Annotated in this window: 22 protein-coding genes, 3 pseudogenes and 1 other annotated feature; of the genes and pseudogenes, 15 read left to right on the top strand and 10 right to left on the bottom strand. The window is 25.3% G+C overall.

The window, feature by feature from the left end; translation table 4 throughout:
- Window positions 1–353: 353 nt before the first annotated feature.
- Window positions 354–1,325: pseudogene (locus AACK91_RS04695) on the bottom strand (IS30 family transposase).
- A gap of 119 nt (window positions 1,326–1,444) precedes the next feature.
- Between AACK91_RS04695 and AACK91_RS04690 the strand changes: the two are divergent.
- Both AACK91_RS04690 and AACK91_RS04685 read left to right on the top strand, forming a co-directional pair.
- Entirely contained in the window at window positions 1,445–1,642 is a 198-nt protein-coding gene (locus AACK91_RS04690) for a lipoprotein (RefSeq protein ID WP_338964609.1), read from the top strand.
- Between the two features lie 50 nt (window positions 1,643–1,692).
- Window positions 1,693–1,878 carry a hypothetical protein gene (locus AACK91_RS04685; RefSeq protein ID WP_338964607.1) on the top strand — a complete coding sequence of 62 codons (186 nt, stop codon included), beginning with the start codon at window positions 1,693–1,695 and terminating at the stop codon, window positions 1,876–1,878.
- 20 nt (window positions 1,879–1,898) lie between these two features.
- On the opposite strand, the pseudogene AACK91_RS04680 reads toward AACK91_RS04685, so the two are convergent.
- The 4 genes and pseudogenes from AACK91_RS04680 to AACK91_RS04665 all read right to left on the bottom strand — a co-directional run.
- Window positions 1,899–3,095: pseudogene (locus AACK91_RS04680) on the bottom strand (spiroplasma phage ORF1-like family protein); the annotation flags it as partial.
- Window positions 3,096–3,193: 98 nt separating this feature from the next.
- Window positions 3,194–4,156, bottom strand: coding sequence for an IS1/IS1595 family N-terminal zinc-binding domain-containing protein (locus AACK91_RS04675; RefSeq protein WP_338963247.1), 963 nt, complete (start codon window positions 4,154–4,156; stop codon window positions 3,194–3,196).
- Complete coding sequence (locus tag AACK91_RS04670) at window positions 4,157–4,630, bottom strand: spiroplasma phage ORF1-like family protein (protein WP_338964606.1); 474 nt, start codon at window positions 4,628–4,630, stop codon at window positions 4,157–4,159.
- A gap of 50 nt (window positions 4,631–4,680) precedes the next feature.
- Complete coding sequence (locus tag AACK91_RS04665; protein WP_338964604.1) at window positions 4,681–4,875, bottom strand: lipoprotein; 195 nt, start codon at window positions 4,873–4,875, stop codon at window positions 4,681–4,683.
- A gap of 119 nt (window positions 4,876–4,994) precedes the next feature.
- Here AACK91_RS04665 and AACK91_RS04660 point away from each other — a divergent pair.
- The 11 genes and pseudogenes from AACK91_RS04660 to AACK91_RS04610 all read left to right on the top strand — a co-directional run bounded on the left by AACK91_RS04660 (window position 4,995) and on the right by AACK91_RS04610 (window position 17,317).
- Window positions 4,995–5,966 (top strand): annotated as a pseudogene (locus AACK91_RS04660) (IS30 family transposase).
- A 481-nt stretch (window positions 5,967–6,447) separates the two neighbouring features.
- Window positions 6,448–6,636, top strand: a complete 189-nt coding sequence (locus AACK91_RS04655; protein ID WP_338964602.1) for a hypothetical protein — start codon at window positions 6,448–6,450, stop codon at window positions 6,634–6,636.
- Between the two features lie 35 nt (window positions 6,637–6,671).
- A complete protein-coding gene (locus AACK91_RS04650; RefSeq protein WP_338964600.1) occupies window positions 6,672–7,127 on the top strand; it encodes a hypothetical protein in 456 nt (151 codons plus the stop codon).
- A gap of 184 nt (window positions 7,128–7,311) precedes the next feature.
- Window positions 7,312–7,497, top strand: coding sequence for a hypothetical protein (locus AACK91_RS04645; RefSeq protein ID WP_338964598.1), 186 nt, complete (start codon window positions 7,312–7,314; stop codon window positions 7,495–7,497).
- A 23-nt stretch (window positions 7,498–7,520) separates the two neighbouring features.
- Entirely contained in the window at window positions 7,521–7,778 is a 258-nt protein-coding gene (locus AACK91_RS04640; RefSeq protein WP_338964596.1) for a hypothetical protein, read from the top strand.
- Window positions 7,779–8,056: 278 nt separating this feature from the next.
- Window positions 8,057–8,215, top strand: a sequence feature (ribosomal protein L10 leader region).
- A 20-nt stretch (window positions 8,216–8,235) separates the two neighbouring features.
- Complete coding sequence (rplJ, locus tag AACK91_RS04635; protein WP_338964594.1) at window positions 8,236–8,727, top strand: 50S ribosomal protein L10; 492 nt, start codon at window positions 8,236–8,238, stop codon at window positions 8,725–8,727.
- 54 nt (window positions 8,728–8,781) lie between these two features.
- On the top strand, window positions 8,782–9,147 hold the full coding sequence (rplL, locus tag AACK91_RS04630) for a 50S ribosomal protein L7/L12 (RefSeq protein ID WP_338964591.1): 366 nt from the start codon (window positions 8,782–8,784) through the stop codon (window positions 9,145–9,147).
- A 91-nt stretch (window positions 9,148–9,238) separates the two neighbouring features.
- Window positions 9,239–10,099 carry a hypothetical protein gene (locus AACK91_RS04625; RefSeq protein WP_338964590.1) on the top strand — a complete coding sequence of 287 codons (861 nt, stop codon included), beginning with the start codon at window positions 9,239–9,241 and terminating at the stop codon, window positions 10,097–10,099.
- A 72-nt stretch (window positions 10,100–10,171) separates the two neighbouring features.
- A complete protein-coding gene (locus AACK91_RS04620; protein WP_338964587.1) occupies window positions 10,172–12,505 on the top strand; it encodes a lipoprotein in 2,334 nt (777 codons plus the stop codon).
- A 111-nt stretch (window positions 12,506–12,616) separates the two neighbouring features.
- Window positions 12,617–16,777 (top strand): ABC transporter permease, encoded by a 4,161-nt coding sequence (locus AACK91_RS04615; protein ID WP_338964585.1) that lies wholly within the window; start codon window positions 12,617–12,619, stop codon window positions 16,775–16,777.
- Window positions 16,778–16,933: 156 nt separating this feature from the next.
- A complete protein-coding gene (locus tag AACK91_RS04610) occupies window positions 16,934–17,317 on the top strand; it encodes a hypothetical protein (RefSeq protein WP_338964582.1) in 384 nt (127 codons plus the stop codon).
- 675 nt (window positions 17,318–17,992) lie between these two features.
- Here AACK91_RS04610 and AACK91_RS04605 read toward each other — a convergent pair.
- The gene (locus AACK91_RS04605; RefSeq protein ID WP_338964580.1) at window positions 17,993–18,964 is read right to left on the bottom strand and encodes an IS30 family transposase; all 972 of its coding nucleotides are present in this window, start codon (window positions 18,962–18,964) and stop codon (window positions 17,993–17,995) included.
- A 119-nt stretch (window positions 18,965–19,083) separates the two neighbouring features.
- Here AACK91_RS04605 and AACK91_RS04600 point away from each other — a divergent pair, with 119 nt between their 5' ends.
- Both AACK91_RS04600 and AACK91_RS04595 read left to right on the top strand, forming a co-directional pair.
- Entirely contained in the window at window positions 19,084–19,176 is a 93-nt protein-coding gene (locus AACK91_RS04600) for a lipoprotein (protein WP_338964578.1), read from the top strand.
- Window positions 19,154–19,279 (top strand): hypothetical protein, encoded by a 126-nt coding sequence (locus AACK91_RS04595; protein ID WP_338964576.1) that lies wholly within the window; start codon window positions 19,154–19,156, stop codon window positions 19,277–19,279. Before AACK91_RS04600 ends, AACK91_RS04595 begins: the two co-directional genes overlap by 23 nt.
- A gap of 256 nt (window positions 19,280–19,535) precedes the next feature.
- On the opposite strand, the gene AACK91_RS04590 is transcribed toward AACK91_RS04595, so the two are convergent.
- The 4 genes from AACK91_RS04590 to AACK91_RS04575 form a co-directional block, all read right to left on the bottom strand.
- Window positions 19,536–21,614: a spiroplasma phage ORF1-like family protein gene (locus AACK91_RS04590; RefSeq protein ID WP_422397284.1), complete on the bottom strand. Its 2,079-nt coding sequence runs from the start codon at window positions 21,612–21,614 to the stop codon at window positions 19,536–19,538.
- A 284-nt stretch (window positions 21,615–21,898) separates the two neighbouring features.
- A complete protein-coding gene (locus AACK91_RS04585) occupies window positions 21,899–22,861 on the bottom strand; it encodes an IS1/IS1595 family N-terminal zinc-binding domain-containing protein (RefSeq protein WP_338963247.1) in 963 nt (320 codons plus the stop codon).
- A gap of 410 nt (window positions 22,862–23,271) precedes the next feature.
- Window positions 23,272–23,523 carry a hypothetical protein gene (locus tag AACK91_RS04580; RefSeq protein ID WP_040092696.1) on the bottom strand — a complete coding sequence of 84 codons (252 nt, stop codon included), beginning with the start codon at window positions 23,521–23,523 and terminating at the stop codon, window positions 23,272–23,274.
- Complete coding sequence (locus AACK91_RS04575; RefSeq protein WP_004027793.1) at window positions 23,523–23,672, bottom strand: hypothetical protein; 150 nt, start codon at window positions 23,670–23,672, stop codon at window positions 23,523–23,525. Before AACK91_RS04575 ends, AACK91_RS04580 begins: the two co-directional genes overlap by 1 nt.
- Between the last annotated feature and the right edge of the window lie 119 nt (window positions 23,673–23,791).

Below are 23,791 nucleotides of genomic sequence, written 5' to 3'. Positions count from 1 at the left end.
TTTTTGCTAAACTAATTATATAGTTATTGTTATAAAGTAGTTTCTGATTAAAATGTTATTAAAAAAGTGTGCAGGGGTAAAATGATAAAAATAGTTGTATGGATAGTAGTTATAAATTCTGTTTTTTTTCATAATTTTATACGCTCAAATAATATTCTTCAAAATGTTCCATTTTCTTTTAATAAGGCATCGTGTAAGTGAAGTGCAACAAATCTTATTAGTCAAATAATATAATAAAAATCATAAAAAATCAATTATAAATTTTTAAAAATCAAAATATTTATAGTTTTTATTTTATTTTAAGGAAAATTAAGAACACTAAAAAATAATTTATTAAATTACTTCAAATAAACCTATTTAAAATTATCTGAAAATACCTCTTTTGCTGTTTTTCAATTAAGAACAGGCCTTAATTTATCATTTATAACATTAACTACTCAATTTATTTTTTGTTGACTAACATTATTAAAATCAGTTCCCTTAGGAAATCATTGTCTAAGTTCAGAATTCATATATTCAATTAATGGTTTTTGTTGTGGTTTACCGGGGTCACAAAAATAAACTTGTGTTTCAGCAAATATTTCTAATTATCTTCATTTACTAAATTCTTTTCCTCTATCAGTTATTATTCCTTTAATTTTCCCAAATAAATTATTACTTATAACAATATCTTTAAACTTTTCCACAACTTCATTAGCAGTATGATTTTTTAATTTCATAACAAAATAACTTTTACTATTTTGTTCAACTAAAACCAAATTACTAGATTGATGCTCTTTTCCAACTATGGTATCCATTTCAAATCAACCAACATCAGTCTCTTTATTCTCAATATCTCATATTGATTTAAAATTAATTAATTTACCACGATTATCAAATTTTCCTTTTGTTTTATATTTTTTACCACAATGACATAAATTATGTTTTAAAAAACCATAAAAACCCAAACGAATTCATTTATACAATGTTTTAACACAAACAGGAAATTTAATACCAAACTTTAGAAAATAACGATGAATAGGTTGTGATGGAGAATCACGATAAACATTAAATCTTATATTAATAAAATTTAATTGTTCTTCTGTAAACTTATATCTTTTATTATTCTTTTTTCTTTTCTCATAATACATTTTATCTGACTTATAAGCACTATATTCATCAATAGTTTTAAAACGCTTAATTTCTCGCAAAATAGTACTACGATTTCTGTTCAAACATTTAGCAATTTGTGAAATATTTATTTCACCATTCTTTTTTAAAAATAATTTTGATAATAATAATTTTTCCAATTTAACCTTATCAATAAAACTTAAATGACTATACATAACATTTATATACCTTTCATTAATTTATAAATTTAATATTAAAATTATTTAATACATTATTGATATATGATAAAATCAATTATAGCATTCAAGTAATTTTAATAAAGGAGAAGTAAAATATGAAAAAGTTACTAAGTATTTTAGGAGTAATCGGATTAACAGCAACAAGTACAACAACATTAATTAGTTGTGAAAAACCAAATAATAATGAAAACGGGGGGGGGGTAATAAACCTACACCAGAACCACAACAACTACCAGAAAATAGCAAATGAACTAATATTCCTAGAACACAGGCGCCTAATAAAGAATTTTTAACTGCTACTAATAAATGATATTTTTATGGAGAAAAAAGAAATGGTCAATATTTGCTTACAAAATTTTATTTTGATAATAATTTTATTAAAAATCAAAACACTTGATGACAACACTTAAAAAATGATTCAGATTTTATTTGAAACTATAATTTAGTATATCGTTGAAATAAAAACAATGAACCACAAATACCAGAAATTAATAAAGACACAGGACTAATAATTGATTGAAAAGAATAAAAGGACTAACAAGTCCTTTTTTAAATTAATCGAACAAACTTCATAAAGATAATTAATAGGAATATATTTGTTATTGTATTATATAATGCTGGACTAAATTTTCATACCTCAAATGTTTGACTAAAAAAACTATATATTGTTTGAAATATTTTACCAACACCGCTTGCTAATTCTTTTACTTGTTTAACACCGGGAATATTATTTACAATTAAAATTGCAGCATTTTTTATATGACACGCTAAATTATATCAACTACAACTTTCATATTGGGCTTGTCATCATTGTCCATCAGGAAACAATCCGCCATTATTTATTTCTTGTCAGTTATAAATTCCAAAATTAAAATCATAATAACGGTACATATCATTTTCTTTTTGGGCTTGTAATTCAAAAACATTATAACCGATTTTTTGTTCTTCAATTTTTTTGTATTTTAAACCGTATTTATCTTTTAAAGCACCTTCAAAAATATAACCTTCATTTTGATTAATATTATAATTATTTGCAACTGAAAAATCATAATTAAATACATTACCATAATTAGTATTATAAAAACGATTTTTAAATGCTGAATACAATTTAATGTCTAATTGATTGTATTTATCAGAAAAATAAAAATAACGAGGATAAATTTTAAAACCATTATTTGCTAATAAACCATATTTTTTATTATATCCTTGTACATAAGTATCATTTTCTAAATCAAAAATTGTTCGTAAATAATCTTTATAAAAATTTTGGGAAACCGTAAACATACTATTTAATAGTTTTTCAAATTGATTTTTATTAGTATTAGTTTCATCAATTAAAACATCTCTAAAATTAATCAATTTTAAACCAAAAAAATTAATTAAAACAGTATCATACTGTAAATTATCAATATAACCACTTTCAATAAAATTACTGCGATTTTGAAATACAGGTACCAAAGCATAGGTAAAAAAGGCTTTTAAAAATTTATTAATATCAATTTGACCTTTCATCTGTTCAAAAACCATTTTACCAATATTAGGAGAATTACCTTGATAATAATTATAAGTTTCAGCACTAAAATTAAAAGTATCTTCTTTTTCTTTTATGAAAGAAAATAAAAAACCTAAATCATCAGTATACCAATAACTATTTGCATTATTACCATCCCAATATTGTTTAAAATGTGTTAATTCTAAACTACCAGCAATAATATTTTTATTTTCATCAATTGTTAAAATCATCCTTTAATTTTGTCGAAAACTCTTGATGAAATAAAAAAAATCATCAATATGACAATTTGAAAACTAATTTTGTGTAAGATTATGATTTTGCTTTAAATTTTTTAAACGTTAAAATATAATACCGTTGATTGTTGGTTTGGTGTTAAACCTTTGTGTTGGTATTTTCATTTTCAGAGCTTTAAATAATTTTGAATATTAGTGAAACCCAAACCATGATAATGAATTAAGGCTTCTTTAAGACTGGATTGTAATTTACTAATCTTATTTAACTTTTGATAACTAGTATCAGGGTTTGTACTAGTTTTGGTGGAATATAGAGTAGAATTTGTTTGTTTTGCTACTAATAAATATAGTGGTTGCATATCAGAAATAATTATTGATTTTTCTTTAATTAGTTGCTTATTCATATTTTCAATAATCCATTGTTTTTGTAATCTTTTGGTATTGGTGGATTGAACAAAAATATTATTATTGCTATCAACCGCCATTTGAATACAGCATTTGGTATCAGTTGAAAATGGATCGAGATGAGTTTTTCGTTTATCAAATTTATCTTTAAAATTGCCTTTATGAATTTCTTTAATAAATGTTTCATCCATTTGGATTTGACCATTTAATTTTTTAAATTTTAACTGTGTATTTTCTAATTGTTTTGATTGCATTAATTTTTGTCGATTATATCAAGCGGTTTTTGGGGTTGTTTTAATAAAACGAGAAATTATTTTACTAGATTGTCCTAACAATGAAATTTGAATTAATAAATTTCACTGTTCATAATTTAAATGACTTCAATAAGTAAAATGATGACGAAATGCATCAAAACTAGCACGACATTTTTTACATAAATATTTTTGTTTTCCTTCGGAATTATGACCATTTTTAACACAATGAAAAGATTTGCAATTAGGACATATAATGCCTTTATCTCTAAATTTTTGATCAATTTCATTTAAACGTTTTTGTTTTTTAATTAAGTCTGCTTGTTGTTTTATTTTTTCATAAAATTCTAAAAATTGATCATCTGTTAAGCTATTTATTAATTCTGTAATTATTTTTTTCATCATTTATTTACCTCCATATATTAAAAATATACCTAATTTTAGGTATATTTTATAAATATCAAGAGTTTTCGACAAAATTAAAGAAATCATCCGATAAATTGATTTTCTAGTTAAAATAACATCAGGTTTTCAATCTAATTTTTCCATATTATTAATAATTTCAAAATCAAAAATTATTCTTTCACTACCCAAATTTGGGTCATCATAGTTTGGATTACCACCTTGCTGAATTCGGATATTTTCTTGTACAATAACATCAATATATTTAAGCAAAAAAGAACGAACATTTTGATAATATTCAGTATATCATTTTAATTTGCCATCATTATCAACAACGGGTAATTCTGGTTCACCATTTCCATCTCAACGATATACTAAATTATAGTTTCAAATAAAATCTGAATCATTTTTTAAGTGTTGTCATCAAGTGTTTTGATTTTTAATAAAATTATTATCAAAATAAAATTTTGTAAGCAAATATTGACCATTTCTTTTTTCTCCATAAAAATATCATTTATTAGTAGCAGTTAAAAATTCTTTATTAGGCGCCTGTGTTCTAGGAATATTAGTTCATTTGCTATTTTCTGGTAGTTGTTGTGGTTCTGGTGTAGGTTTATTACCCCCCCGTTTTCATTATTATTTGGTTTTTCACAACTAATTAATGTTGTTGTACTTGTTGCTGTTAATCCGATTACTCCTAAAATACTTAGTAACTTTTTCATATTTTACTTCTCCTTTATTAAAATTACTTGAATGCTATAATTGATTTTATCATATATCAATAATGTATTAAATAATTTTAATATTAAATTTATAAATTAATGAAAGGTATATAAATGTTATGTATAGTCATTTAAGTTTTATTGATAAGGTTAAATTGGAAAAATTATTATTATCAAAATTATTTTTAAAAAAGAATGGTGAAATAAATATTTCACAAATTGCTAAATGTTTGAACAGAAATCGTAGTACTATTTTGCGAGAAATTAAGCGTTTTAAAACTATTGATGAATATAGTGCTTATAAGTCAGATAAAATGTATTATGAGAAAAGAAAAAAGAATAATAAAAGATATAAGTTTACAGAAGAACAATTAAATTTTATTAATATAAGATTTAATGTTTATCGTGATTCTCCATCACAACCTATTCATCGTTATTTTCTAAAGTTTGGTATTAAATTTCCTGTTTGTGTTAAAACATTGTATAAATGAATTCGTTTGGGTTTTTATGGTTTTTTAAAACATAATTTACGTCATTGTGGTAAAAAATATAAAACAAAAGGAAAATTTGATAATCGTGGTAAATTAATTAATTTTAAATCAATATGAGATATTGAGAATAAAGAGACTGATGTTGGTTGATTTGAAATGGATACCATAGTTGGAAAAGAGCATCAATCTAGTAATTTGGTTTTAGTTGAACAAAATAGTAAAAGTTATTTTGTTATGAAATTAAAAAATCATACTGCTAATGAAGTTGTGGAAAAGTTTAAAGATATTGTTATAAGTAATAATTTATTTGGGAAAATTAAAGGAATAATAACTGATAGAGGAAAAGAATTTAGTAAATGAAGATAATTAGAAATATTTGCTGAAACACAAGTTTATTTTTGTGACCCCGGTAAACCACAAAAAAAACCATTAATTGAATATATGAATTCTGAACTTAGACAATGATTTCCTAAGGGAACTGATTTTAATAATGTTAGTCAACAAAAAATAAATTGAGTAGTTAATGTTATAAATGATAAATTAAGGCCTGTTCTTAATTGAAAAACAGCAAAAGAGGTATTTTCAGATAATTTTAAATAGGTTTATTTGAAGTAATTTAATAAATTATTTTTTAGTGTGCTTAATTTTCCTTAAAATAAAATAAAAACTATAAATATTTTGATTTTTAAAAATTTATAATTGATTTTTTATGATTTTTATTGTATTATTTGACTAATAAGATTTGTTGCACTTCATTTTACATAATTCCTAATAAACAGTATGTTCAAACGAGAATTGAAGGGCTTGATAATATTTTTCGAAATGCAATTACCTTTGGGAAGGAAAAAACTTATTTTGGTTCTTCACGCGGGGTCTTTATGCTTTAACGACCGATGATATTAAGGCAACTAAAATTAAAGGTATTGATGATAAAGTCCTTTTTTTAACAATTGATCAAGATAATAACATTTATTTTGCAACAGAAGATAATGATATTTTTATTTATAAGAATGATACTTCAATTGTTAAAATTGAAGGGGTTGAGGCTGATGCTGATGTCACTGCGCTTGCTTTAGATAGTATGAATAACTTATATTTGGGAACGCTTGCTGGAATTTATTATTTACCAGCAGGGGAAACTGTTGTTGAAAAAGTTAGTTGAGGAGATTATGTTATTTTTGCATTAATAATTGATGATCAAGATGATGTTTATTTTACAACTAATAAACGAGATTTTTTTCTTACCAACGAAATAAAGAAGACACACTAGTGTTGATTCAAAATTTAAATGAATTAATTTATACAATGGCAATTGACCAAACCAATAATATTTATTTAGGGAATTACATTTATCAAACCAAAACAAATGAGTTAAATCAAATTAATTTACGGGATCGAAGTATATATTCAATTGCTGTTGATACCAATGATAATATTTATTATTGCAGTTTTTTAGATGGTGTTTATTTTTTAAAAAAGGGAGCAGACCAAGTTATTAAAACCAATTTATTTGGTCGAGAAGTTCAAACCATTGCTGTTGATGCTAATGCCAATATTTTTGTTAATAACAATGAGGGTTCTTTTATCTTTCAAATTTATAATCCACCAATTATCCCTGACCCAGTTGTTAAGCCAAAAGACATAGTTGTTGCAAAAGTTTTGGGTTATGTGTTTTTAGGTACTTCTGGTGCTGTTGGGATATCTTGTTTAGGGACTTATTTATGAAATAAATATCGTTATAAAAATAATCGCCGAAGATAAAAAATTATTTAATAAGTATTAATTTTGAAATAATTTTTATTTATAGTATAATAATAATATAAGCGTAAATGCCTATATCTTGAGGAAACTATTGAAAAACATAATATAAATTTATCAATTATAACTTACTAATATTATTTTAAATATTATATTTTTTTAATGTTAATTAAGGAGGTACTTTAAAATGAAGACGTTATTGAGTATTTTAGGTACTATGGGTTTAACCGCTTCTGGAGTTATCACGATTGTCACAAAAATTCAACAAAATTCACAAAATGAAGTAATTGAAAATGAACACAAATGAGTTAATGTAAACGCATTTATGATTAAAAAAATTATGGATAATACCAAATTAGCATGCAATTATTAAATGAATGTTTTGTGGTTCGTAATGTGGCTAAACCAGATGTTGGTTCATTAGGGGAATCAGTTTCTTTCCAAATTTCAAAAATAGCACATATTTATTTATATGTATCTATTAGGTCTGGACCCGATGGATCACCAGTACATAAATGAGGACGCGCTTTGATAACTTATGTTGTAAACAAATACGAGAGAAGATCTGTTATTACTGGTGGATGAGTTGTGCAAGATGTTTTTTATAAAACAACAGAAATAAGTGGAAAAAATTCAAAGATTGAGAGTTATTAGTTACTCCAGATATTTTTAACTTTTTATCAAAATTTAGTTAAAATTTAATTTATAATCTTGCTAGTGTAAAAACTTATAAAGAAAATTAATAATCATATAAAAAATATTTTCAAGTTTTACATTGTGATATTGTAAGGCTGATAATAAGACCTTTTTCTGTTTAAAATAAATACTTACTTGTTTATGAAGAAAGTACAATATATGGAAAAAGGTTTTTATTATGATAATAATTATTTGACTTTTAAGAAAAATTATAATATGATAATTCTTGGTATTATACCTTAGTCATCAAAATACCAGAGACAGCAACGGATTTTTATTAAATCTTAATTATGTTGCCGAGGCATTATTGAGATATTGAACAGTTACATGTTTTTATATTATTATAATGTTTCAGGCAATTAATCTATTTGGTTAATTGCCTTTGTTTTATTGAATTATTATGGGGAGGCAAAGAATGAAGCCAGCAATGAAAATTAAAACAGCAGTTGTTAGTGAAATTGTTAATAACTTCAAAACTGCTAACTCAGCAGTTGTTGTTGAATATCAAAAATTAACAGTTGCTGAATTTACAGAACTAAGAAGAATGCTTACAAAACAGGATGTAACCATTAAAATATATAAAAATAACTTAGTGAGCTTGGCTGCTAAAGAAGCGGGATTTGCAGAATTAGATCATTATTTAACAGGTCCTAATGCTTTTGCGTTTGGTGTAGGAGAACAGATGGCTGCCGCAAAAACTTTGGCAAAATTTGCAAAAACGCATCCAGCTTTAAAATTAAAAGCCGGAATTTATGAAGGTAAAGTCTTGGATACAAAAGCAATTATTGAAATTGCTTTATTGCCAACAAAAGACGAATTACTTGCAATGTTTGCATCAAGCTTATTATACCCATTACTTATGTTAGCGATATCGGTTAAAGAAATTGCTAAAGCGAAAAGTGAGTAATTAATTTATTCAATATTTTATAAAAATGTAATTCTTAATGAGGAGGAAAATATTATGGCATTATCAAAAGATGATATTATTAAAGCATTAGAAGAAATGAAATTATCAGAATTAAATGAATTAGTTAAAGCAATTGAAGATCATTTTGGCGTTGTTGCTGCAGCAGCAGTTGCCGCAGCACCAGCAGAAGGTGGAGCAGCAGCGTGACCTTCAGAAGTTGATATTGTTTTAACAGATCCAGGAGCATCTAAAGTTGCAATTATTAAATTAGTAAGAGAAATTACTGGAAAAGAATTAATGGAAGCGAAAGCAATTGTTGATAAATTACCAGCAGTAATTAAATCAAAAGTAAAATCTGAAGAAGCTGAAGAAATTAAAGGTCAATTAGTGGCGGCGGGTGCTTCAGTTGAACTTAAATAGTTTAATTTTATTAAAATAAAGCAGGGTTATCCCTTTGCTTTTTTTTTTTTTTTTTGTAAAATTATATTATGTAAAAATGGGAGCGATAAAAATGTTAACAGATTTTTTATTTGATATTAAGTTTTATAAATTTATTACTCTAATGAATAATATTTTTTCATCAATAACATTTTGAATTTTTATTTGTTTTAGTATTAGCATTTTTATCCGTATTACTTTTTTAAAAGCAAAATCTCTTAAAACTATTAATAATAGTTTTAATAAAATTGAAATTGTTGCTTTTATTTCTACTTTTATTAGTAATATTTTAATATTAAGTGCTCTTAATATTATTGCGCAGCTTTATTTAGTTTGGGTTGCAGGATCAACGATTGTTTTACTAAATATTATTTTTTCTATTTTGGTAATATTCTTTATTATTACAAAAACAAAATATTTTGATATTATTGTGATTTTTAATAAAATTATTGCTGCTTTCTTCTTGGTTGCTTTTGCCCCAATTATTTTTACCTTGATTTTTGAAACAATAATCAAAACAGAAAATAATTTATTTTATTTAATATTATGAGCGTTTTCTTATGCGACTTTAATTGGGACTATTATTGTTAATAACAATACAACAGAGTTAAAACAAATTTTCCGTCGTTTGTTTTTTGGTTTTATTTTAATCGTATTAATTTTAATTTTAAATTTACAATTTATTGAGAATACAAAAGATATTAAATTATCAACAATTTTTAGTAATATTTTTATGCTTATTTTACTTTGAATTTGAGGTTGAAATGTTGTGTTAATGAAAAATAACGATTCAGAGGTTCAAAATGAAAACAAAAATGAAGGGGATTTAAAGTTTTTTGTATTAGCAATTAAAAACGATTCTTTAATAATGAATAAAACAATTAAATATACAACAATTATTCTTAATGGTTATAAGCAGGTTCTAATAATTTAGCCTTTTAACTTAATTTTAATAAATTATTATTTATAATAATCATAACAATTAAATAAAAAGGAGTGAATAAAAATGAAAAAATTACTTTCTATTTTAGGAGTGACAACATTAACAACAACAAGTGTTTTTAGTGTGGACGCTTGTGCAAAAGGAAAAACAGGAACAAATGATGATTATTTTGATAGCGAAATTAATAAAATTGATCCAACAATTAGGAACCAAGTTAAATATACTAGTACAATTGCAAAAATTTTAATTGCATCACGTCATGAGAATATGAATACATATGCTTTTCCAACTTTACAATATTTTTTAAATAATGTTGGAAAAAATTTAAAAGTTACTTTTAAGACAAAAAGTGGAAAAGAAGTTCCAATTAAGGATTATGTTGAAGAATATAAGAAAATAAATAGTATTACTTATAATCCTTGAAAAGCAAGAAATACAAATTATCAACCAGAGCGTAATAATTATAATTTAATGTCTTCTCTTGTTGCAATGTCAAATTTTTCAAAATGAAACACGGAAGAAAACCAAGGACATCCTAATAAGGATAAAGATCCAACGACTAATCGTTATCCTGAATTTGAAGTAAATCAAAATTTAGGATGAGCTCAATATGATACTGGAGCGTTAGCAAACACCTTATCACAAAAATCAGATTCAGTTAAAGCTTATATTAAAAGAACAAAAGGATGAAGTGAATATTATGATTCATCATCAGGGCCATATGTTTCGAATATTTTATACCACAATTCTTTAAGCAATCCACCAACGACGTCAGAGCTTTCGTATAAAGATGGTGGATCTGAAACTAAATTTGGAAAAATGATTGCAAATCAGTCAAGTTCATTATATGACTTATTTGGTTTAAAATATTTTGATGAAGCAATTACAATGTTAGGGCAATTTGGGCCGGGAGTTGAGTTACCAGTTTCATATTCTCTAGCACAGTTATTGCCAATTGTTCAAAATAATCGTTATGGTGAAAAAACAGCAGGAATTTTCTTAGCTGCACCTTTTGTTATTTTAAGTACTATTAAAAGTAAATTATTTGATTCTAGTATTGGAAAAGTTAAAGATGATAGTCCATTGTTAGAAGTTTTTGATCGTGATACGATTGATAATACGATACTAAAAGTCGAAGACCAAAGCGATGGAGAGGTTGCAAATCCTACGAAAAAAATTGAAAATATGAATTTATATGGTATTTTATCAAGTCCTGTAATGGCAAAAGCAATGAGTGTCATTACACAACAACAACCACAATATTTGGATTTAACAAGTAGTAACAAAGACCACAAAAATGCCTTTTTAAAATGATATTCAGTATTAGGTAATTGATTTACAGCAGCTTTGGCAAAAGAAGGTTTAAAATTTGATAAAGAGAAATTTAACAAGGTAATGTCAGAAACAATCTATGAAGGTGTTTCAAAATTACAAACACTAATAGGAATGTTCGCCGAAGATACTGTTGTTGCTTTAATGCGAACACTATTACAGATGTTAAACTCAGGTGGTTTTGATATGTTTAGTTTATTAAAAGGAGTTGCTGGATTTGCAAACTGATTCTATATTAGCGATGGTGAAGGGCATTATAATTTAAATGTCAAAAATGTTCAAAAAATTGATGATGTTTATAATAAAGGTCCTGAGAAAGCTGGCTATAGTGATGACTTAATGGCTGTTGATCCAAAAAGTGAGTATGCTAAATTTATTTTAGATAATTATGGTTTTAATGAACAAAAAAATCAATATGAATCGGGGTCATTATTTGACATAATTAATATTTGAACACATGGGGGAAATAACACTTATCCTGATTATGAAGCAATGCATGACTTTATAACTCAGATTCTGGATTCACAAAATGGTTATATTGGAATATTAACAAATAAAATTAATCAAGTTATGGCAAATGATTGGTTTGATAATATATTCTTAGATCGAAAATGATACATCACAGCATCTGGCAAAGGTGTTGATGGTAAAGCGCTGGGGGCAGTAGTCACTAATGGTCGTGTAACGGGAGTTAGATATCAATTAGACTATTATGGTCCAAAAGACGCTTCAACAAAATTAGCACGTCATACAAAACCGTTAGGATATACTGATCCAGCATCGGGAAATTCACCAGAATATGTGGTTGAACAGCAAAGCGATCCAACAAAACGTCATAATATCGCGCCAGAGGGACAAACATGAACTGACCAGGACTGGCTTGATTATGACGGACTAGGGGATAATTATTTAGAAAATAGTGAAAAGATTAAATATAGTTATGTTGTTGAATTTGATAATCAGGCCCGCTTTTTATACAATCCAGGAATTAAAGATGATTTAACAAAAAATTCATATTTATTAAGTGATTTTGCCTGATATTATAACAACACACGTTATTATTAATAGTTAAATGAAAGAAGGAGAGGTTAAAAAATGCTGCTATTTTGGCAAACATTAAAAAGTATGTTTAAGCAAAAAGCACAGCTAACTATTTTTATAGTATTGGCTGCTCTTTTGACATTGTTAGCCACTTCATCATGAATTGTTAACACACGGTTAACAGATGCATATTCATTTATGGGACAAGGAACTTTTAACTATGATTATTTATTAAAGTTTAATGGTAAAAAGAAAACAGGGTCTAATGTTGAAACAATTACACCCTGATTTGCTTTTAGTAATGATTATCATTTGATTACTGATGTTAATGATGAAAAAACAACACTGCCTTATGCGCATCTTGGTTTAAATGGTGCTTTAAAAGCATTAGATGATAAGAATGTTGAAATTACATTCAATTATGCATCAACAAATAAAGTTAACGGTATTGAATTTAAAAACCTCGATTCTAAAGCACCTGTTTTTTGAAATAATGGATTATATCGTTTTAATTATCAAAGCGAAGCTTTTCAAAAATCTTTAATTGGACAATTATATGATCAAAATGGTAACCTTTTTGATTATAATAATTTAGGTTTAATTGAATCATTTATGAATAATTTTACGCATAGCGATATTTCACAAAATACAGTAAATCTAATTATCGCTTATTTAAATAAAAAATTTGTTGATCCTAAAAGTGAGGGTGCAAAAAAATTAAAAGAGGAAGTTCGTAAGTTTGTAAGTGAGGGAAATAAAAAATGAGATAAAGATGTTGATTTACAACAGGGTGATCCGTCTAATATTCCAACAAGAGAAAACATTGAGCAAGAATTGTTTGACAATGGTTTAAATGGTGATTTAAGTTTTTTAACAAAGGATATATCACAACCTTTAGTTAAGATTAATCTTTATTATTCACCAACTACTAATAACAATGTTGATGTTGTGTATAATAATAATATTGAAAACGCCGTTTTTAGTGTTAATGATTTTTATAATCAAAATAATAATACTGTTTTTAAGAATCAACCATATGGACCATATGGCTTTACAAAATCTTATTATGCTTTAGTTGCAAAAGTTTCTAACTTTTCATACCAAATGCGTGAACAATATGCATATTGAGATTTAATTTCTAACCTTAAGTATAAAATAATTAATTGACAACCATTAATTGACAATAATCAATTAAAAATTATTGAAAAATATTCATCATTTGATCCAACCAACCCAACTAATGATGTTTATGTTGTTATAACGCCACAATTTGCCCGTAGTCAAAAGTTAAAAGTTGGGGATTCAATTAAAATTGGGGAAAATTCTAATTTCTTTGTTGGTGCAATTGGTGGTGATCCAGCGAATATCTATCCAACAATTTATGATACTGATATTTTTCCTGATCCAAAAACAGATGGAATTATTTATGTTTCTGAAAGTGTTTATCGGGGAGAAAGTATTATTGCGAATGCCGAAATCGATGAGAGTTCAACGCTGTATATTGCACATACAGGAAAAGATGAAACAGCAGATGTTGAAACTTTTAAAAAATATTTAGCAACTGATTTTCGAAGTTTAGATGAACCGAGTGATAAAAATTCCGGTTTACAAAGTCGCGATTCAACAAGATTAGTTTATCTTCGTTATAGTTTGTTAGGAAGAACAATTGATGTTTATCGAACAATTACCATTGTTTTATCAATAGTTTTCTTGATTATTTTAATTTTTACCTTAGTAATTTTAATTAAAAAAATTATTAATCAACAAAAAATTGAAAATGGAATTTTAAAAGCAAATGGTTATAGTGGTTTAACAATTGCTAGTTCCTATTTGGCCCACGCCATTGTTGTTACGGGAATTGGGGTTCCCCTTGGGTGAATTATTGGTGTTGTTTTGCAATTTCCGATTATGAGTGTTTTTAATAACTATTTTGTTATTCCAATAAATTATTCATTTTCATTAATTCCATTTGCAATTTGTTTTGGAATTATTGGTTTAGTTAGTAGTTTATCAATTCTAACAACAGCAATTCGTCAGTTAATCATTAGTCCATTAGATTTATTAAATCCAAATAAGAATGTTAAAACTTCAAAATTAGTAAATTCAATTAGTAATAGTTTTTCATTTAAAAAATTTACAACTAAATTTCGATTTGTTATGATGGCAGTATCGACGAAAAAGATTGGGTGGTTTTTCTTAACGTTTTTTATTGCTAGTCTTTCGTTAACATTTGCAACTTTAATTCCAACAGCAATCAATAAGTTTAGTAAAGATTATTATACTAATTTAAATTATAACAACGAATACGAATATACAAATGTTGTTGGGAACATCCCGTTTAGCCGGTATGAAATGTATGATTGAAATGGACCAGGATATTCAAATAGTTCAGTATATCCACTGGCAAAAAATTCTCTCGTTAGTGATTATTTGTATGATAGTGGGAAATGACTCTCAACAACAAATGATATTAATGCTAATAATGCCAACTTATATGCCCAAAAATTAAATAATATGATTATTTTTAATTTTATGGTTGGGAAGGGATCTAGTTTGTCAATTGGAACCTTTTATGATATGTACAATCGTTATGGTCAAAATGTTGATATTCGAAATCAAATTGATACATTATTATGTTCAACAATGCCACGGGCTTTTGGAAAACAACCCGTTCATCCAACAGACCCCAATATTGTTGATCGTTGAACTTATTGTGCACAATATGCGACAAGTGATATTATGCCCGGTAAAATTAGGGCAATGCGATTAAAAAATGAATTAGCAAAAGAACAATTTAATTTTACTTTTGGAACTTCAACTTATAATTCTAAAAATGAAGATGTTTATACAGGATATATGGCAAAAATACTGGATTCAAGTTTTAGTCTTTCAACATATGGAATTAATGAAAATAATAAAACAATTGTTTTTCCTAATCAAAAATTAAAAAAAGCATTGGATGATAGTAAAAACTTAAATATTAAATCAGATCCAATTCCTATGGTTGTTAATAAATCTGCCCAGAGTAAATATAATTTACAAGTAAATAACATAGTTAATACGACAACTAATGTTAAACAATTACAGTATTGTGAAGATGCAAATGAATGTGCTGTTCCGACCGCTAATTGAGGATATGAGCTTCCAAATGGTTTTGTTGACGATAACATTGATCCGTTTACCCTTGATTTAACAAAATTGACAATTGGGCAACAAAACCGGTTTGGTTTTGTGGGTAAAAATGGCACAGTGCAAGACTATTATAATTTTAAAAACTTTGTGTTAAAGTTACCAGTAAATGCTTTTAAACCCGGTGAATTCATGAACACCACAACTTCAGCGACAACAGGACGAACTCTACCAGGATTATTGGATCCTAATCCGGTTCAAAAAGACCAACAGGTAGTGAAACAAGTTGGGGATTATTATGTTATTCATCCATTTGACAATAAATTTGATAAAGAGATTAATGGGATTGGTGATTTAACTAGTGGATTTCCAACTAATTGATATCGTGAAGCACTTCGTCAGGGCTTGTTAAAAATTGGTACCACAACCAAAAATGTTAAGTATCAAATCATTGGAATTCAAAATTCTTATGATGTACCACGAGCATATGTTAATCAAATTTTAGCTAACAAAATTCTTGGTTTCGGTACAAACCATAGCAAAATGTATGATAAAGCAGATGATAACCCATTATTATGGTTTAATGGTAAATTTAGTAAGTATCAAGATCAAGTTGACCAAACAACACGCTTTAATCTTTCTTCATCAGATGGTTCTTATTCAATGATTGACTTTATGAATGGCCAGTTAAGCGGTGGGGTTGGTGATACTGATTATTTAATTATTAAAGCCGAAGTTATTCAAAAACTTGCTTGAATTTCAATTATTTTATCGGTCATCTTTGTCGTAATTACAATTATTACTGCGGTTATTATTGTTTATATTATGACAGAATCTTTTGTTAATACCTTCTTAAAATTTATTGCGGTAATGAAAGCGTTAGGTTATTCAAACTGTGAAATTAATAGTTTAACATTAGGAATTTTCACTCCTTTTGCCTTCTTAGCATGAATCTTAGGAGTTGCTATTATGTGATTAATATTGTGGTCGGGTGTTTATGGCTTTACTTCAATTGCCAAAATAATTATTCCGTTTGGTTTCCCATGAATCGCATTACCAATTACCTTTATTTTAATGGGAGGAATCTATTTAGTTACATATTGGATTTCAACTTATAAAATTAATCATATGAGTATTCAAGAACAAGTTAATGCTAATGAAATATAAATCTAAGATTTTCTTAGATTTTTTTTTATTTTTTTATTTTTCTAAACCTATTTTTATGAGATTACGTCACTTATTACAGAAAAAGACCTTTATACTTGTTTTTTTAAAAATAGTTGTTATAAATATAATAAGTAGTAAAAAGGGAAGAAAAAACTAATGAAAAATAAATTGTTTAAAGGATATTTAATTTTATATTTTATTTTGGTTGTTATTTATGTTATTTATAATTCAACTATTTTTGATGATGATTTAGCAATTGATAACAATTTTTACTATTCATCAGTTGTTGTTTTTCTTTTTATTTGTTGTATCAAATCTAAAATTGAACTTTTGACATATCTTAAAAAAAGTGCAGAACAATTTCAAGTTTTTTTCTACCAATGTTGAGTACTTAAAAGTCAATTAACATTAGCCATTATTTTAAATATTTTTTTATCAAGGATTTTAAAATTCCGTGAAGGTATCTTATTTACTAATTTTCGTAATTCTAAATCTATTATTCAATTTAAAAAAGGACATACGCCACCAAGAGTGAAATAATAAAAATTTAAAATTTAAAGACAATAATTGAGATTGTATCACCAATCATTTTTTGAATTAGAAAAAACTATTTCAAATAAATATTTGGGGGCAATAACATTACTTGGGACTGTAACTAAAAGCAATTTCTAATAACACAACTACTTTTTTATTAAAAAATATTAAAGAGTATTTTGCAAACTTAGAAACTGTTGATTTTAGTGAAAATGAAGTTTTTAAATCACTGTACGATAAAGGAATATGAGATTTTTCACAGAGGATTAATAAATTAGATGAAACTTTAAAATGTTTATTTAAAGAATATTTTACCTGTGAGATAGTCTAGAAAAAAGTACGTGATTCGTTTGTTATTCATATTTGGTGAATAACTTAATACAGACTTATATTATTCAATTGCATCAACAGATGGGATTGTTTTTGGTGTTGAATCAAAATCAAATAAATATGGATATCTTAGGATAAAAAACTATTGAATGTAATGTTGTTATTACAATAATTTTAAACAAGGAATTATGTAAAATGAAGTTCAACAAATCTTATCAGTCAAATAATACAATAAAAATCATAAAAAATCAATTATAAATTTTTAAAAATCAAAATATTTATAGTTTTTATTTTATTTTAAGGAAAATTAAGCACACTAAAAAATAATTTATTAAATTACTTCAAATAAACCTATTTAAAATTATCTGAAAATACCTCTTTTGCTGTTTTTCAATTAAGAACAGGCCTTAATTTATCATTTATAACATTAACTACTCAATTTATTTTTTGTTGACTAACATTATTAAAATCAGTTCCCTTAGGAAATCATTGTCTAAGTTCAGAATTCATATATTCAATTAATGGTTTTTGTTGTGGTTTACCAGGGTCACAAAAATAAATTTGTGTTTCAGCAAATATTTCTAATTCTCTTCATTTACTAAATTCTTTTCCTCTATCAGTTATTATTCCTTTAATTTTCCCAAATAAATTATTACTTATAACAATATCTTTAAACTTTTCCACAACTTCATTAGCAGTATGGTTTTTTAATTTCATAACAAAATAACTTTTACTATTTTGTTCAACTAAAACCAAATTACTAGATTGATGCTCTTTTCCAACTATGGTATCCATTTCAAATCAACCAACATCAGTCTCTTTATTCTCAATATCTCATATTGATTTAAAATTAATTAATTTACCACGATTATCAAATTTTCCTTTTGTTTTATATTTTTTACCACGATGACGTAAATTATGTTTTAAAAAACCATAAAAACCCAAACGAATTCATTTATACAATGTTTTAACACAAACAGGAAATTTAATACCAAACTTTAGAAAATAACGATGAATAGGTTGTGATGGAGAATCACGATAAACATTAAATCTTATATTAATAAAATTTAATTGTTCTTCTGTAAACTTATATCTTTTATTATTCTTTTTTCTTTTCTCATAATACATTTTATCTGACTTATAAGCACTATATTCATCAATAGTTTTAAAACGCTTAATTTCTCGCAAAATAGTACTACGATTTCTGTTCAAACATTTAGCAATTTGTGAAATATTTATTTCACCATTCTTTTTTAAAAATAATTTTGATAATAATAATTTTTCCAATTTAACCTTATCAATAAAACTTAAATGACTATACATAACATTTATATACCTTTCATTAATTTATAAATTTAATATTAAAATTATTTAATACATTATTGATATATGATAAAATCAATTATAGCATTCAAGTAATTTTAATAAAGGAGAAGTAAAATATGAAAAAGTTACTAAGTATTTTAGGAGTAATCGGATTAACAGCAACAAGTACAACAACATTAATTAGTTGTGAAAAACCAAATAATAATTAAAACGGGGGGGGTAATAAACCTACACCAGAACCACAACAACTACCAGAAAATAGCAAATGAACTAATATTCCTAGAACACAGGCGCCTAATAAAGAATTTTTAACTGCTACTAATAAATGATATTTTTATATAAATAAATATGAAAATAATTATATAACGACAAAATTTTATTTTGATAATAATTTTATTAATAATCAAAACACTTGATGACAACACTTAAAAAATGATTCAGATTTTATTTGAAACTATAATTTAGTATATCGTTGAAATAAAAACAATGAACCACAAATACCAGAAATTAATAAAGACACAGGACTAATAATTGATTGAAAAGAATAAAAGGACTAACAAGTCCTTTTTTAAATTAATCGAACAAACTTCATAAAGATAATTAATAGGAATATATTTGTTATTGTATTATATAATGCTGGACTAAATTTTCATACCTCAAATGTTTGACTAAAAAAACTATATATTGTTTGAAATATTTTACCAACACCGCTTGCTAATTCTTTTACTTGTTTAACACCGGGAATATTATTTACAATTAAAATTGCAGCATTTTTTATATGACACGCTAAATTATATCAACTACAACTTTCATATTGGGCTTGTCATCATTGTCCATCAGGAAACAACCCGCCATTATTTATTTCTTGTCAGTTATAAATTCCAAAATTAAAATCATAATAACGGTACATATCATTTTCTTTTTGGGCTTGTAATTCAAAAACATTATAACCGATTTTTTGTTCTTCAATTTTTTTGTATTTTAAACCGTATTTATCTTTTAAAGCACCTTCAAAAATATAACCTTCATTTTGATTAATATTATAATTATTTGCAACTGAAAAATCATAATTAAATACATTACCATAATTAGTATTATAAAAACGATTTTTAAATGCTGAATACAATTTAATGTCTAATTGATTGTATTTATCAGAAAAATAAAAATAACGAGGATAAATTTTAAAACCATTATTTGATAATAAACCATATTTTTTATTATATCCTTGTACATAAGTATCATTTTCTAAATCAAAAATTGTTCGTAAATAATCTTTATAAAAATTTTGGGAAACCGTAAACATACTATTTAATAGTTTTTCAAATTGATTTTTATTAGTATTAGTTTCATCAATTAAAACATCTCTAAAATTAATCAATTTTAAACCAAAAAAATTAATTAAAACAGTATCATACTGTAAATTATCAATATAACCACTTTCAATAAAATTACTGCGATTTTGAAATACAGGTACCAAAGCATAGGTAAAAAAGGCTTTTAAAAATTTATTAATATCAATTTGACCTTTCATCTGTTCAAAAACCATTTTACCAATATTAGGAGAATTACCTTGATAATAATTATAAGTTTCAGCACTAAAATTAAAAGTATCTTCTTTTTCTTTTATGAAAGAAAATAAAAAACCTAAATCATCAGTATACCAATAACTATTTGCATTATTACCATCCCAATATTGTTTAAAATGTGTTAATTCTAAACTACCAGCAATAATATTTTTATTTTCATCAATTGTTAAAATCATCCGATAAATTGATTTTCTAGTTAAAATAACATCAGGTTTTCAATCTAATTTTTCCATATTATTAATAATTTCAAAATCAAAAATTATTCTTTCACTACCCAAATTTGGGTCATCATAGTTTGGATTACCACCTTGCTGAATTCGGATATTTTCTTGTACAATAACATCAATATATTTAAGCAAAAAAGAACGAACATTTTGATAATATTCAGTATATCATTTTAATTTGCCATCATTATCAACAACGGGTAATTCTGGTTCACCGTTTCCATCTCAACGATATACTAAATTATAGTTTCAAATAAAATCTGAATCATTTTTTAAGTGTTGTCATCAAGTGTTTTGATTTTTAATAAAATTATTATCAAAATAAAATTTTGTAAGCAAATATTGACCATTTCTTTTTTCTCCATAAAAATATCATTTATTAGTAGCAGTTAAAAATTCTTTATTAGGTGCCTGTGTTCCAGGAATTTGTATTCAAAACTCATTAATCATTTTAACTAATTGTAAATTATCAATACCTCTTTCTAATTTATTAATAACTTCCACAGTATTAAAATACTTAGCAAAAGAATAAGAAAAATTAGTTAATTCTTTTAAAAATTGTTTTTTATCAACATCATAGAATTTATCAATATTATATTGTTTAGCATAAGTATCTCAATTTTTATATAAATCCATAAACTCATCACTAGGCTTATCAAATGAAATTCCCGTTGAATAACTATCCTTTAAAAAGTCTAAATATCATTTATCATTATAAGTTAATGTTTGTGATGTTTTTAGAGTTGGATTAATAAAGTAATTTGTTTCAGACCAGTTTTCAAAAAAACTACTTCGTAAAAACATTGTATTAATAAAATCAGTTTCATTCATTCCCATTGTTTGTTAATTAACAGTATAATTCTGCTGATTTAAGGGTTTAAATGCTGTTAAAGTAATAAATGGAATAATTAAACCTAAAATACCTAAAATAGATATGGCAAATAAAGATAATGATTTTTTCATATTTATAATTCAACCCCTAACTATACAATGTTTTTGAAACAATAAACCCAACAATATACTTTAATTTTGTCGAAAACTCTTGATGAAATAAAAAAAATCATCAATATGACAATTTGAAAACTAATTTTGTGTAAGATTATGATTTTGCTTTAAATTTTTTAAACGTTAAAATATAATACCGTTGATTGTTGGTTTGGTGTTAAACCTTTGTGTTGGTATTTTCATTTTCAGAGCTTTAAATAATTTTGAATATTAGTGAAACCCAAACCATGATAATGAATTAAGGCTTCTTTAAGACTGGATTGTAATTTACTAATCTTATTTAACTTTTGATAACTAGTATCAGGGTTTGTACTAGTTTTGGTGGAATATAGAGTAGAATTTGTTTGTTTTGCTACTAATAAATATAGTGGTTGCATATCAGAAATAATTATTGATTTTTCTTTAATTAGTTGCTTATTCATATTTTCAATAATCCATTGTTTTTGTAATCTTTTGGTATTGGTGGATTGAACAAAAATATTATTATTGCTATCAACCGCCATTTGAATACAGCATTTGGTATCAGTTGAAAATGGATCGAGATGAGTTTTTCGTTTATCAAATTTATCTTTAAAATTGCCTTTATGAATTTCTTTAATAAATGTTTCATCCATTTGGATTTGACCATTTAATTTTTTAAATTTTAACTGTGTATTTTCTAATTGTTTTGATTGCATTAATTTTTGTCGATTATATCAAGCGGTTTTTGGGGTTGTTTTAATAAAACGAGAAATTATTTTACTAGATTGTCCTAACAATGAAATTTGAATTAATAAATTTCACTGTTCATAATTTAAATGACTTCAATAAGTAAAATGATGACGAAATGCATCAAAACTAGCACGACATTTTTTACATAAATATTTTTGTTTTCCTTCGGAATTATGACCATTTTTAACACAATGAAAAGATTTGCAATTAGGACATATAATGCCTTTATCTCTAAATTTTTGATCAATTTCATTTAAACGTTTTTGTTTTTTAATTAAGTCTGCTTGTTGTTTTATTTTTTCATAAAATTCTAAAAATTGATCATCTGTTAAGCTATTTATTAATTCTGTAATTATTTTTTTCATCATTTATTTACCTCTATATATTAAAAATATACCTAATTTTAGGTATATTTTATAAATATCAAGAGTTTTCGACAAAATTAAAGATAATAGTTATTAAAATATAAAATTAATCATTTATAATTAAATTGATATTTTTGCACTACATACTGCCTACAAATTTTAAAAAGAAAGTAGATATATTTATAAAGAATATTATAAAAATTTATATTCCAAAACTACTATTAATATGACCCCTAATAAAAATATTCTTATTTTTATTAAATCCTACTTTAAAACAATTATTTCATTACTAATAATTTCAATAATAACTTATAGACAGTGTGTAATACAAAAATAAACAACAAAATTATTTAATCAACTCACATAAAAGCTAGTGTGCCATAGCTAAGATATATGATCAGTAATAATAAATATTAAAATCCTTTAACCATAACACGGAAAAAGTTTAAAATCTTAATGATAACAAAAATACCAAATGGAATTAAAATAATTCACGCATCACCCAAAAAGGTCATTAATTGTGGTAATACAGCATAAATTGCTTCTTTAACTTTCATCATTGCTTGCCCTAAACCACTTCAAATAGAACCCATTCCATCTGAAATAGTAGGTTTATCACCAACTGCTAAAAAATTAATTGCTGTTGTTAAATACATACCTAACATTATTTCTTATCCTCCTTATTTTCAATTTCTTTTTTATCTTTTTTCTTTCCTCGAATTTGGCGAATTTTTTGATAAATTGATAAACCAATTCAAGCAAAAATACCTAATATAATAACAACACTAAAAATTGTCGTTAATCAAACTGGCATAACTTATTCCCCCCAAAAATCTAATTTTCGCGGCACGCTTCGCGTGTTCGCTACGCTCAAAATAAACTATATTGAATAAATTACCGCTAATAAATTACGCGGATAATTTATTCATCTTC

This window comes from Spiroplasma endosymbiont of Sarcophaga carnaria (assembly GCF_964019595.1).
Classification (GTDB): domain Bacteria; phylum Bacillota_I; class Bacilli_A; order Mycoplasmatales; family Mycoplasmataceae; genus Spiroplasma; species Spiroplasma poulsonii.
This window is presented reverse-complemented; position numbering and strand designations above follow the sequence as displayed.